This window comes from Bacillus alkalisoli (assembly GCF_002797415.1).
GTDB lineage: Bacteria > Bacillota > Bacilli > Bacillales > Bacillaceae_I > Bacillus_CD > Bacillus_CD alkalisoli.
This window is the reverse complement of record NZ_KZ454944.1, coordinates 207802-221567: the sequence shown is the minus strand read 5'-3', so window position 1 is coordinate 221567 and position 13766 is coordinate 207802. Positions and strand designations below refer to the sequence as shown.

Here is a 13766-nt window from a genome sequence, read left to right as displayed (position 1 = left end):
AAATTGGATAAACATATTAGTGCCGGTTGTGTGACCGACTCCTCGAAAATGCATACGCATTTTCTTCGTGCGATGCATCGCTCTCGTAGCCTTCCTTGTCCTGCGGGAGAGGGTAGGCTGGTGAGACCCCACAGAGCCCTTGGGCTCGAGGAGGCTCACCGCCTCCCCCGCGGAAAGCGGTCACACAACCGGCACGTCTTTTATATACTAAAAAGAATATAATTGGACGCATCCTTTTTATACCTATATAACAAATACATATTTTCCTCCGTACTTATACAGAATATAACTAAGTAATAAGCTACGGAAGAAGTGGTAAGGATGCATCTCATCTTGTTGGTATGGGTTTTTTTACTTAATGTAAAACAACAAACATTAAAAAACTTCCATCAGCATGTAAACAGCATTTTATATGTGTGTGCAAGTAATTTCTTGTACTACCTATTATGCAAAGATTATATTCTATGGGATTTCAAATCAAATATAATGAGTTCAAAAGCCATTCGGACGATACACCTTCTTTTCATCATGCCACTCGTTTTATTGTTGTACTTAGAAAATTACCCAAAGCAAAAGCTTGATCAACTACTCTATATAAGTAAATGGGTTGTTTCTTCCGCAATAATAGAATGCGTTGGCCAAAGAGTATTTAAAATGATTTATTTTGATAACGGCTGGCATATTGGCTGGTCCTTATGGATTTATGTTAAGATGTTCATCTTCAGTATTATGTTTAAAAAGTATCCATTCTCTGTTTTAGCTACTTCCTTTGGAATTACAGTATACTTACTGAAAAGATTTAAAGTTCCTGTTCTATCTAATATGAAGGAATATTGGTCGGAGACAAAAAGACTAGTCCAGCTAGAAAAACATGCTATTGTTACGTATTTACTTTCCTTTGTTACTACAGTCTTTTGCATACTTTCTATCTATTATTACTTCAGAAAAAACAAAACGCTTAGGTTCCGTTGATTGATGACGAAACCTAAGCGTTTTTAAATATTTACTTACTCATCCACTCTGTGTGGAAGATTCCTTCTTTGTCTACACGTTGGTAAGTGTGGGCACCGAAATAGTCTCGTTGTGCTTGAATTAAGTTTGCAGGTAACGTAGCGGTACGGTAGCTGTCAAAGTAAGACAATGCGCCAGAGAATGCTGGTACTGCCACACCATTTTGAATCGCAACCATCATCGTTTCACGAAGTGCACCTTGGTAGCTTTCTACGATTTCCTTGAAGTAAGAGTCTAATAGTAAGTTTGGTAAGCTGCCATCGCGATCGTAAGCTTCCTTAATTTTTTGTAAAAATTGAGCGCGGATGATGCAGCCGCCGCGGAAGATCATGGCGATTTCACCATATTGTAGGTTCCAATCGAACTCTTCGCTTGCTGCTCTTAGTTGTGCGAAGCCTTGAGCATATGAACAAATTTTAGCCATATATAATGCTTTACGTACTGACTCTATGAATACTTGCTTATCACCAGTATATCCTGTCATCTCTGGACCAGTTAACATTTCACTTGCTTTCACACGCTCTTCTTTCATTGCTGAGATGAAGCGAGCAAAAACAGATTCTGTGATGATTGGAAGTGGAACACCTAAGTCTAATGCACTCTTACTTGTCCATTTACCAGTACCTTTTTGACCAGCTGTGTCTAAAATTACATCTACTAACGGCTTGCCCGTTTCTTCATCTACTTTTGTGAAGATGTCTGCTGTAATTTCAATTAAATAGCTGTCTAACTCGCCTTTGTTCCACTCAGCAAATACTTCGTGTAACTCTTGAGCTGATAAGCCTAATACATTTTTTAATAAGAAATATGCTTCACTAATTAATTGCATGTCCCCATACTCGATACCATTGTGTACCATTTTCACATAATGGCCAGCTCCGTTTGGTCCGATATACGTACAGCAAGCATCGCCGTCTACTTTTGCAGAAATGTCTTTTAAAATAGGTTCTACTAGGTCGTATGCTTCTTTTTGGCCACCAGGCATGATAGAAGGTCCTTTTAACGCCCCTTCTTCTCCACCAGAAACGCCTGTCCCAACGAAGTGAATGCCAAGCTCTTCTAATTCTTTGTTACGACGGATCGTGTCTGTGTAAAGGGTGTTTCCGCCGTCGATTAAGATGTCGCCTTTCTCTAAGTAAGGCTTTAGAGATTCAATCGTAGCGTCCGTTGCTGCACCTGCTTTTACCATAAGTAAAATTTTGCGTGGCTTTTCTAGTGAGTTTACAAACTCTTCAATTGTAAACGTTCCTACTACGTTTTTGCCTTCTGCTTCTAGTAGAAACTCTTCTGTTTTGTCTTTTGAACGGTTGAATACTGAGATGGAGTAACCTCTACTTTCTATATTTAATGCTAGGTTTTTTCCCATTACAGCAAGACCGATAACACCGATTTGTTGTGCCATAAAAAAACTTCCTTTCTATGTAAAATAACTGTTTTTTCAGTGAATCAATTTCATAATTACGGTTCGTTTAGTGAAAAACGAACTAAACTTCACTCTAACTTAATAAACGTTCCTATTATTATGTTCTTGCGCATGACGCTGTAGAATTATTCGTTTTTCGTATAGTAATGATACATTATGAAACGGACTCTAGTACTAAAAACTTGGCTATGTTAAAGGTTGCTGTTGATTTCCGTGCAAGGCTTCGCTTTCCGCGGGCGGTAAAAAGGAAGGTTATTTTCACTGCCGTGAAAAAACCTACTCCTCGGCGCAAGCGCCTGTGGGGTCTCCCGCTTCCCGCTTCTCCCGCAGGAGTCTCAGCCTTGCACGGAAATCAACAGGTAAGTATATAAATATCAACACTAAGCTTTAACACAGCCAAAAACTATAAAATCCTGTGCTATTATACCATTTTATTTGATTAGAAAATAGCATTATGGCTAGGAGATTGCGAACATTTCACATGTAAAACGCTTACACTTTAGTCTTTGTTTTCGGTACACTTCTATACTTGTTATTTGGGAGCTTCTTGAACATAGTTCATCGCAATGGCTTTTATATAGGCTGCACGAACGGAAAGGATCGAAACCATTAAGGCACTTTCCATGTTGGATTGTTGTTTTTCCGATAGGTGTTCGTACATTTTCATATATTCCTTCACTTCATTAGCGATATAGTCCTCGGTTAGTATTTCCCCTTTTCGTACAAGTTCTTCATAGAGGTTAGAGTACGCAAGTAAATACTTAACTGGACTAATCAGGTCGTCTTTTCGATCCTTTGGATTGTTAAAAACTAACCGTAACACGGGGCGGATGGCTTCAAAGTCGAGGATTGTCTTTAAGTCTTTCACTATGTAAAGCAATGCTGCTTGTTGTATCGAGTATTTTTTTCCGACCTCAGGAGAGCCAATGAACTCTTTCATTTCGCGCTTTACCCAATTTTTTAAGGCCGTTTCCGAAATGGTCGTACATTCGAGCTGGTTTCCTAGTGTAGCTATGTCGTTCATAGAGAAACCAAGTTTGTTGTTTTCAAGGCAATTGATAAGCTTTTGTTGCAGGTCTGTAGAGACTGTCCCAATGGATTGGATGACCCTGAGTACTTCTTCGTTATTCTTTTCTATAACAACCTTTAGTAGGTTGGCTAACTGTAAACGTGTCCAGCCTTGTCGCATATTCAGACACCCTCTTAGGTTCGTAATTTCATTTTGTGTAGAATTTGGTATACAATTACTCGGTGTAGCCGATAAACTGTTTTTTTCGCCGATTAAACCGTGTTTTCGCTGATTGGCTTGCTCTATTCGCCGATAGAATAGTCACTTTCGCCGATTGAGTCGCGATTTTCGCCGATAAGTTCGACATTTCCGCCGATTAACACGCGATTTTCGCCGATAAGATCGACCGCTTTCGTCGGTTGAGTTTCGATTTGCCTTTTTTCTCCCTGCCTACCTACACTTTGAGACGAAAATCACCCTTACTTGTCTATAATAGTAAGTCCACTAACACAATTCGTCAAATAAAGGTAAAGTTGTTTTATTGAAAAATTTCTGATTTGCATCTATAATTAGGTCTAGATAGAAAACAGGTTCATATGAACTCATAAACTATTATACAGTATATTATCAGGAGGAGAATTATGGGTAAACGTGTATTTTTATTCCTATTAACAAATATCATGGTTCTTGTAACCATCGGTATTGTCCTTTCCATCCTTGGTGTAGGTAGCTACCGCACTGCTGATGGCGGAATTGATTTAGTAACTTTATTGATTTTTAGTGCCGTGATTGGTTTCACTGGTGCGTTCATGTCACTATTGATGTCTCGCTGGATGGCGAAGAAAATGATGAACGTACAAGTTTTAAATCCAGATGGATCGCTTTCTCCACGTGAGCGTAAAATCGTAGACATGGTTCACCGTATGAGTCGTGCTGCTGGTATTACTCGTATGCCTGAGGTTGGAATCTATCATTCCCCAGAAGTAAATGCATTTGCAACTGGTCCTTCTAAAAACCGTTCATTAGTTGCGGTGTCTTCTGGTCTTTTAGATGAGATGGATGAAGCTGCTGTAGAAGGTGTTATCGCGCATGAGGTAGCACATATTGCAAATGGCGACATGGTAACGATGACACTTTTACAAGGTGTTGTAAATACATTCGTTGTGTTCTTAGCACGTATTGCTGCATGGGCTGTTTCTCGTTTCGCACGTGAAGACTTAGCACCAATTGTTCACTTTATTGCGGTAATCGTATTCCAAATTGCTTTCTCTATTCTTGGAAGCATCGTCGTTATGGCTTACTCTCGTTACCGTGAGTTCCATGCGGACCGTGGTGGCGCTGACTTAGCTGGTAAAGACAAAATGGTTCACGCATTACGCTCTTTAAAACAATACACGAACCGTATTACAGATGAAAAAGATACTGCTGTTGCGACATTAAAGATTTCAGGGAAAAAGAAAGGTTCACTTTTCTCTTCTCACCCTGATCTAGATGAGCGTATTCGTCGTTTAGAAGCAAAATAATCTTTTCATTCATTAAAAAACTTAGAGCCATTCTGCTCTAAGTTTTTTTGTTTTATTTTTAATTATGATGGGTATGTAAATTCAGATGAGTAAATATACCTATTCGAGTCCTTGTCGATAAATTAGTCCAAATGCCCTAATAGGTGTATTATCTTTTATAATTTTCTGTTATATTGAACTTATCATGAAAAAGGAGAACGGAAATTATGGAGCTATTCGTACTCTTACTCTCAGCTATCACACTTGCTAGCCTTTTTAACATGTTTCGTCACTTTTTACCAAGAATATATCAAAAATTATTAATAAATAGTGGCTTTTTATTATTTCTTTTAGTTCCAACTTACTTTTTAGATATTCCTCCTTATGCGGTGCTAAGTGTATATATCCTAATCGTGTTAAGTATGGCTTTTTATTTTCATATAATAGGAGCCTTAGTAAGTATCATTGTAGGTTTATTACTTGGATATAACTATGGTCTACCAACTTCTCATCTAATAGAACTATTTATTATATACATATCTATTTTATTTTTAACTTACTTGCTTTTTAGAAGAATAAAGCAGAGCAAAGATTTGAACGAAAACTGGATATCGCAACTGATGAAACAGTCCAAACAGCTTCATGTTTACAGAGAAATCGGTACGATGATGCAGCAAACATCTTCGCTAGATAAACAACTTTTAACGATTTTAACTGCGTTAACGGCTGGTCACGGACTAGGTTTTAACCGTGCCATCATTTTTTTAAAAGTGAATGAGGACGATGTTCTATATGGGCGTATGGCTGTTGGGCCGCGCACGGCAGAAGAAGGCTTTCATATATGGGAAAATATTGCCGCGAAAAAATATCAGTTAACCGATCTAATAGAAATTAATAATAATGAGACTCATACTGACTTAGAGCTCAATGATATCGTGCAGTCTTTGGTTATTCCTTTGAACAATCAACATTCTTCTGCCTATAAAGCGATGAAAACAAGAACTCCTAGTATTATTACGGAGAACCATGTAGAAGACGATTTTCAACAACAGATGAAACTGCTTTTTCAAATGGAAGAATATGCGATTGTTCCACTCATTCATAAAGGAAATGAAATAGGAATAGTTGTGATTGATAATGTTGTAAACAAGAAGCCAATTACGTTAGAAGATTTAGAAGGTGTGCTTCCATTTGCTAACCAAGCAGCTGTTGGCATTGAACAAGCGACGATGTATGAAAAAATGGAACAACTCGCAAAACGAGATGGGTTAACAGGGTTGTATAACCAACGTTCGTTGCAGCAGACGTTACGCCTTTTATTTCAAGATGAACAAGTGAGTTGGCCAGTTAGCCTCATTATGATTGACATCGATTTTTTCAAACATTTTAATGACAGAAATGGTCATTTACTAGGGAATGAAGTGTTAATTCAGCTCGCTAATTTGTTGCAAACAACTGTTGGAAAAGGCCACTCTATTTACAGATTTGGCGGAGAAGAACTATCTATTGTCATGCCTAAGAGTAACGCAGAAGCTGCGTATGAGTTAGCAGAAAAAATTCGTCATGCAGTGACAACGACTAGATTTCCTGAAGGGCAACATCAGCCGCTCGGTATGCTAACCATTAGCATTGGTGCCGCTTGTACGGAAGACCTCTCTACTCTATCAAAAGATGCATTAATAAGTGCTGCAGATGAAGCTTTGTATGCAGCTAAAAATAATGGCAAAAACCGAACTGTTGTATTTAAAGGAGAGTGATTAGGTTGGATACTATTATTTATTTTCTAACTTTTATTGTATTTTCAGCCTTTCTCTTTTTTCTTTCTATACCATTTTATAAGAATTACTTACGTGTATATTCTCGCTTTCTCTTTAAACGCTTAAGGGTGGAAAATAATTTTCCTTATACATTTGAACAAATTGTTTTTTTCTTTACAAGGCCTAGTTTAATACCTGCCTTACAACAAGCTGAAATAGAAAGACTAGAAATTGAATTAGAATTTAAAGGCATTTTACTTCCATGCTTAAAAGGAGTACGAATATTTTTACACGACACGGCAGAGGAGGCGCCGTTGTTTTTGGCGTATTTATCTGTTGAAGATTTTCGTTCCCCGACATTGGATAAGTTGTTAAAAGAAGAGAAGATTTCTCCTACTCAATATGTTACGATATGTTCAAGTCAACTAACACTTCCTGCCGTTCAAGAAGCTTTAAAAGAAGATGTAATTAAGCAATTGAAAATGGGAAGATATGCTAGTGTAACATCGGAATAAAGGAGAAATGTAAATGGCCGACTTGCAAGATACAGTTGAAATCAATAAGCCGATAGAAGAAGTATTTTCTTTTTTCACCCATATAGAAAACTCTCTAGAAGTGATGAGTAATGTAACGAAGGTAACCTTATTAACAGAAGGCCCTCTACAAGTTGGCAGTAAGTTTGAAGAAACGCGAAATATTCGTGGTAAGGAAGCAACGGCTGTTATAGAAGTAATAGAATTAGATGCACCGAATCGTTATGGTGTAAAAAGCGACTCCAATGGATTAACGGTTACGTACCATTATTATTTCCGCCCAACGTTGGATAACACAACAAAAGTCTCATTTGAAGGTAAAATTAAAACAAGTGGCCTGCGCATGTTATTGTCAAAGCCCGTGATACGAAAGATTTTACAAAAAGAAGATGGAGAACACTTACGAACGTTGAAGGAGCTTTTGGAGAAAAAAGCTGATAGGGAATAGTTTTCATAGCCAAAATGAACTTCATTCGCCTTATGAAGTTCATTTTTTTCTTTATTCTTGAGCAAAATGAACTTCATCGGCCTTATCAAGTTCATTTTCTTCTTTTTTCTCGAGCTAAATGAACTTCGTCGGCCTTATCAAGTTCATTTTCTTCTTTTTTCTTGAGCTAATTGAACTTCATCTATATTCCTATTTCTTATTAAACCCTTTCTTCTCTACAAACTCTTTCATATACATGCGTTTCGGACTTTCTAACATCGAAGCCATTTGAGCAGTCCATTTGTCGTTGCGCATTCCATTTGTTCTCTCGTAATAATATTGAGAAATTTCTTTGTTATATGCTTCTAACTGTTCTTTAAATTGTTCATTATTTGGTTCGTATGTTTCTTCATGGTAAACGTTTGAAACTGGTAAACGTGGTTTCACGCCTGGATCTTGCGCTGGGTAACCTACTGTTAAACCGAATAACGGAATAACTCTATTTGGAGTTTGCAACACTTCACATACCTTTTCTAAATTGTTACGTAATCCTCCTATATAACAAATACCTAATCCCATTGATTCTGCTGCTATTGCCGCATTTTGTGCTGCGAGTGATGCGTCAATAAGTGACACCATATATTTCTCTGTGCTCTCTAACGATTCGCTTAAATCTACTCCTTCCATTTCCGCAATCACATCATGTCGATGTAAATCTGCGCAGAAAACAAAGAAGTGACCGCTATTTTCTACATAAGACTGATTACCAGCTAGTTCTGCTAGTTCTTGTTTCTTTTCTTTGTTCGACACTCCGATAATAGAATAAGCTTGTATAAAACTAGAAGTGGATGCTGCTTGAGCACTTTTTACAATGGTTTCAATTTGTTCCTTTGTTAGCTGTTTATCTTCAAATTTCCTTATAGATCGATGAGCTAATAACGTATTAATTACTTCATTCATGAAACATAACTCCCTCCAACATCTTTTATATCTCTATTAAAACAAAGGACCCACTACATTGACTAGTTTTTCGCCCCGCTGGCAGCATATTTGGTATCTTTTTATATTTTGGGTGCAAAATGGTAAAATAGGAGTACAACGTTCCAACTAACTTCTTGGAATAGACTTTATGGGGGATTACATATGAATTTGAAAAATTTAGGAATTGTTTTTTGGGTTTCGGCGACCATTGTTGCCATTTTAGTGTTAATAGGAGCATTGGCGCCAAACGCATTTGGAGAGATATCGGGGCGCGCGCTGGATTTTACTACATATGCTTTCGGTTGGTTTTACTTGTTAGCCGTTTTATTCTTTGTGTTATTTTGTCTTATTTTAGCGTTTACTCGTTACGGAAGGATTCGCTTAGGAAGAGATGAAGATCGACCAGAGTTTCCTTTTTTCACTTGGATAGGGATGCTCTTTAGTGCAGGATTTGGTGTTGGTCTTGTTTTTTGGGGAATTGCAGAGCCAATGAGCCACTATTTTACACCACCACGTGATACGGTAGAGCCTTTAACTGATGTTGCGGCTCGTACTGCGATGCACTATTCCTTTTTTCATTGGGGAGTAAGTCAATGGTCCGTCTTTACAGTCGTTGGACTTGCAATCGGTTATTTTCAGTTTAGAAAAAAAGAAGATGGACTTATCTCCACAACACTTAAGCCAGTCATTGGGGATCGTGAATACATAAAAAAGCCTATTGATATTTTAGCGGTTATCGCTACAGTGATGGGAGTCGCTACTTCATTAGGACTTGGGATTTTACAAATTAACGGTGGGTTAAATGTTGTTTTCGGCATTCCAAATAATGCAATCGTTCAACTTATTATCATATTTGTTCTTTTACTTTTGTATTTAAGTTCGACGAGTACTGGATTAAATCGCGGAATTAAATATTTGAGTAACTTAAACTTAGCTCTTGCTATTTTATTGACGGCTTTTGTATTTATTATGGGGCCGACTGTGTTTATTTTAAATACGTTTACGCTTGGTATTGGGGATTATATTTCTAATTTCTTTAATACAAGCTTACGATTAACACCATACAAAGGTGGAACGTGGGTACGTGACTGGACGATTTTCTATTGGGCTTGGGCCATTGCTTGGTCACCTTTTGTTGGTGCATTTATTGCTCGAGTTTCTAGAGGAAGAACGATTCGGGAATTTGTCCTTGGCGTGTTAATTGTTCCCCCATTAATTGCACTGTTCTGGATTGCAGTATTTGGAGGAACAGCTTTACACTTTGATCTATTTGGTGGGACAGATATTGCCACAACGGTAAATAATGATATTACATCGGCATTGTTTACTACCTTTGCACAACTGCCATTTACTTTTATTCTATCATTACTTTCTATCTTATTGATTCTTACGTTCTTAATTACTTCTGCGGACTCCGCGACGTTTATTTTAGGAACGATGACGTCGAATGGTAGTATGAATCCACCATTATTTTTACGTGTCATTTGGGGGACTTTAATGGCTTCTATTGCGGCTGTTCTATTGTTGTCGAGTGGATTAGAAGGATTACAGACAGCTTCCTTAGTTGCTGCGTTGCCTTTTACTGTTATATTACTTGGGATTTGTCATTCTTTAGTGAAGGCGTTGAATAAAGAGCGCAAAGAGCAGAAACGAGCGAAATAGGAAGATTGGGAAGAACCTACTTATTAAATTGAGTAGGTTTTTTTTATGTATGAGAGTGCTATCGGTACTTTTCTCCGTCCTATGGGCACTTTTCAGGCGCTTATCTATACTTTTTGCAGGTCTATCGGTACTTTTCTACTCTCTATCTATCCTTTTTAGAATTCAGAACAAAATTTAGTAATTCTACAATTATCTCAACTTTTTTAAAAAAATAGGACAAATATCCATAATAGAAGGAATATACTGAATATTGTAGAACTACTACATTTGTATACAAACTTATATGGGGGAGGAAGAAAAAGTATGAAGCCAATAATTTCTTTTTTCAATCGGCTAATGCAACGTTATTTACCTGATCCATTTTTATTTGTTATTATCCTTACTTTTGTTGTATTTGGATTAGGTCTAATTTTCACAAGCAGTGGACCAGTTGACATGGTAAAGCATTGGGGAGATGGCTTTTGGGGATTGCTCGCATTCTCGATGCAAATGGTACTTGTACTTGTTACAGGTTATGTTTTAGCAAGTAGTCCTGTATTCAAAAAATTTCTAGGAGCACTTGCTTCTACTGCAAAATCACCAGGATCTGCTATCGTTATCGTAACAGTTGTTTCGTTAATTGCTAGTTGGATTAACTGGGGATTCGGATTAGTTATTGGGGCACTTTTTGCAAAAGAGCTTGCGAAAAAGGTGGAAAACGTAGATTATCGCCTACTAATTGCAAGCGCTTACAGCGGATTTATTGTGTGGCATGGTGGATTCTCTGGTTCCATACCGTTAACAATTGCAACAGAAGGACATTTTTCTCAAGATCTAATTGGGGTCATTTCTACTTCCGAAACTATTTTCTCTACATTTAACTTAATTCTTTTAGCTGCTTTGTTTTTAGTATTACCTTTAATGAACAGACTTTTAATGCCTTCAAAAGAAGATACAGTTTCTGTTGACCGTACATTATTAGAAGAAGCATCTAACTTACAAGCAGCAACAATCGAAAAGGCAAATATGACACCAGCTGAACGTCTAGAAAACAGTTATATTTTATCACTAACTGTATCTGTTATGGGGTTAGCCTTTTTATTCTATTATTTTGCAAACAATGGCTTTAGTTTAAATTTAAATATCGTTAATTTCCTATTCTTATTCTTAGGAATCCTGTTCCACTGGACTCCTAAAAACTTCTTAGAATCAGTAATGAATGCGGTGAAAGGTGCAAGTGGTATCATCATTCAGTTCCCGTTCTATGCTGGTATTATGGGAATGATGACAGCATCAGGCTTAGCGGCGGTTATGTCAGAAGCGTTCGTTAGCATTTCTAATGAGCATACATTCCACTTTTTCGCATTCTTAAGCGCTGGTATTGTTAACTTCTTCGTACCATCTGGAGGCGGCCAGTGGGCTGTCCAAGCTCCAGTTATGCTAGAAGCTGCAAAAGCAATGGACGTATCTATTGCAAAAACGGCTCTTGCTGTATCATGGGGCGATGCTTGGACGAACTTAATCCAACCGTTCTGGGCGTTGCCGGCACTTGCCATTGCGGGACTCAAGGCGAAAGACATCATGGGCTTCTGTGTTATTTTACTATTTGTAAGTGGAGCTATCATTTCTCTAGCTTTCTTACTACTATAATCATGACTTCAGGCCTTCTCCTTATTGGAGGAGGCTGTTTTACTTATTTTCAAAATGAACAAATAAGTAATAAGCGTAACGAATGTTCCGTTTATTATAATTAAATAACGTTCAATATAATACGTAAATTATATGAAAGAATAGGTTTAATATTCGTTTTTCGTTTAGTAATTGTACATTATGAAACTCACTCAACTAAAATATTCGTTTTTCATTACACGACCCTAATAATGAAATTGATTCACTTTTACCGCAAAATAAAAAAGAGAAGGATTTCTCCTTCTCGTTAGTATTAGGTTATATGTCCCATTTTATGACATTCATTTTTAGTTTTCCTTTTGCACCAACCTTTATAGCACGGTTGCTTTCAAACGGGAACATACGGGCTGTAAACACTTCTTCCCCACCATTCACAAATACTTCTATGGATGATGTGTCTAAATATATAGTTAACAAAGACAATTCTTCTAAAGAGCAACTACGAATTTCTGTTTGAGATGTCACGAAGTTAACCCTCTCCATGGAAAAGCGTTTTTCTTCTCTATTATAGATAAGTCTCACGTTATCTCTTACGTTTATTTCCAAAAAGGAGTAGTCATTCTCTAGTAATTCAACAAATAACTCATAACTATCTCCACTCATACCATCTAACTCTAGCATTTCGTCTACTGCGTAAACATTTTGGAGTTCAAGCTTTGACTTTCGTAAAAGAGCTAACTCTTCTACTGGTTGTTGAATGAGCTTATCGTTTACCATTTTTAATTCTCTTGGCAAGGTCATGCAGTGAATCCAGCGGTTTTCTATTGTTGGATGTTTATCTTCTTGTTGTTCCGGTACACCCATCCATCCGATCAGCAATCTGCGTCCATTTTCATCTAACGTTGTTTGTGGCGCGTAAAATTCAAAGCCTCTATCGAGTTCTACAAACTCTCCATGTTCAAAGTTTGCCTCTTGATATTCTAATTTCCCTAGGAAATATCCGGCTTGAAACACATTTTGATACTTATAGCCTTCTGGCTTTAACCCTTGTGGAGAGACAATTAATACATCCTTGTCATCAAGGTGAAACAAATCAGGGCATTCCCACATGTAGCCAAATTCTCCTAATCCGTTCAAATTAGACCCAGCAATTGCTCCCACATGTTGCCAATCTGTTCCGTTTTCGGATTTTAAAAGCGCAACTTTTCCTTCTAGTTCATGACTTTGTGCACCAACAACCATATACCACTTATCATCATGTTTCCATACTTTCGGGTCGCGGAAGTGTGCGGTATATGCTTCAGTAGGTAACTGGACTACTGGCCCTTTTTTTTCAAAACGGATGCCATCCTTAGATACGGCAAGGCATTGGTAGGTTTCACGGTTTCCTTCTTCATCTTTTACATTTCCTGTGTAAAAAAGGAGTAGTTCACCTTGATGGGAAATGGCGCATCCTGAATAACAGCCATTTTTATCAAACCAGTCACTCGGTGCTAGGGCAATTTTTTCGTGTGTCCATTGGACAAGGTCTGTTGATGTGTAGTGACCCCAAAACTTTGCGCCATGACCAGTTTTAAATGGCATCCATTGATAAAATAAGTGATATGTTCCGTTCCAGTGAATGAAGCCATTCGGGTCGTTTAGTAAGCCTACTGGAGGCATGATGTGATAGTTTAGACGGTAATAGTCGTTTTCCACTAATTCTTTGTATTTTTCTACTTCTGCTAATGCTTGTTGTTTTAGTGCATCATCTTTGGAAGTCATTCGATACCTCCTACTTTTATTTCTATATTTTAGGGTTCTAATTGTTGATTTCAGCTGCAGGTGTTCGCTTTCCGCGGGCGGTAAAAAGG

11 protein-coding genes are annotated in these 13766 nt (G+C 37.7%); 7 read left to right on the top strand and 4 right to left on the bottom strand.

Features of this window, described 5'->3' with window-relative positions; genetic code table 11:
* Positions 1 to 333 precede the first annotated feature (333 nt).
* Positions 334 to 972 (top strand): hypothetical protein, encoded by a 639-nt coding sequence (locus tag CDZ89_RS01090; RefSeq protein WP_096156292.1) that lies wholly within the window; start codon positions 334 to 336, stop codon positions 970 to 972.
* 31 nt (positions 973 to 1003) lie between these two features.
* Here the strand turns inward: CDZ89_RS01090 and gndA are convergent, their stop codons facing one another.
* A complete protein-coding gene (gene gndA, locus CDZ89_RS01085) occupies positions 1004 to 2413 on the bottom strand; it encodes an NADP-dependent phosphogluconate dehydrogenase (RefSeq protein ID WP_100333002.1) in 1410 nt (469 codons plus the stop codon).
* A gap of 553 nt (positions 2414 to 2966) precedes the next feature.
* Complete coding sequence (locus CDZ89_RS01080) at positions 2967 to 3623, bottom strand: DUF1836 domain-containing protein (RefSeq protein ID WP_096156290.1); 657 nt, start codon at positions 3621 to 3623, stop codon at positions 2967 to 2969.
* Positions 3624 to 4084: 461 nt separating this feature from the next.
* Here CDZ89_RS01080 and htpX point away from each other — a divergent pair, with 461 nt between their 5' ends.
* The 4 genes from htpX to CDZ89_RS01060 all read left to right on the top strand — a co-directional run bounded on the left by htpX (position 4085) and on the right by CDZ89_RS01060 (position 7683).
* Positions 4085 to 4966, top strand: coding sequence for a protease HtpX (htpX, locus tag CDZ89_RS01075; RefSeq protein WP_096156289.1), 882 nt, complete (start codon positions 4085 to 4087; stop codon positions 4964 to 4966).
* A 206-nt stretch (positions 4967 to 5172) separates the two neighbouring features.
* Positions 5173 to 6702: a sensor domain-containing diguanylate cyclase gene (locus CDZ89_RS01070; protein ID WP_096156288.1), complete on the top strand. Its 1530-nt coding sequence runs from the start codon at positions 5173 to 5175 to the stop codon at positions 6700 to 6702.
* Positions 6703 to 6707: 5 nt separating this feature from the next.
* Positions 6708 to 7217: a hypothetical protein gene (locus CDZ89_RS01065; RefSeq protein ID WP_096156287.1), complete on the top strand. Its 510-nt coding sequence runs from the start codon at positions 6708 to 6710 to the stop codon at positions 7215 to 7217.
* 13 nt (positions 7218 to 7230) lie between these two features.
* Positions 7231 to 7683: an SRPBCC family protein gene (locus CDZ89_RS01060; RefSeq protein WP_096156286.1), complete on the top strand. Its 453-nt coding sequence runs from the start codon at positions 7231 to 7233 to the stop codon at positions 7681 to 7683.
* 189 nt (positions 7684 to 7872) lie between these two features.
* Here the strand turns inward: CDZ89_RS01060 and nfsA are convergent, their stop codons facing one another.
* Positions 7873 to 8622 (bottom strand): oxygen-insensitive NADPH nitroreductase, encoded by a 750-nt coding sequence (nfsA, locus tag CDZ89_RS01055; RefSeq protein WP_100333001.1) that lies wholly within the window; start codon positions 8620 to 8622, stop codon positions 7873 to 7875.
* Between the two features lie 183 nt (positions 8623 to 8805).
* Between nfsA and CDZ89_RS01050 the strand changes: the two genes are divergently transcribed.
* On the top strand, positions 8806 to 10305 hold the full coding sequence (locus CDZ89_RS01050) for a BCCT family transporter (protein ID WP_096156284.1): 1500 nt from the start codon (positions 8806 to 8808) through the stop codon (positions 10303 to 10305).
* A 303-nt stretch (positions 10306 to 10608) separates the two neighbouring features.
* On the top strand, positions 10609 to 11934 hold the full coding sequence (locus CDZ89_RS01045) for a short-chain fatty acid transporter (RefSeq protein WP_096156283.1): 1326 nt from the start codon (positions 10609 to 10611) through the stop codon (positions 11932 to 11934).
* Between the two features lie 297 nt (positions 11935 to 12231).
* Here the strand turns inward: CDZ89_RS01045 and CDZ89_RS01040 are convergent, their stop codons facing one another.
* Complete coding sequence (locus CDZ89_RS01040; RefSeq protein WP_100333000.1) at positions 12232 to 13677, bottom strand: glycoside hydrolase family 32 protein; 1446 nt, start codon at positions 13675 to 13677, stop codon at positions 12232 to 12234.
* Positions 13678 to 13766: the final 89 nt, after the last annotated feature.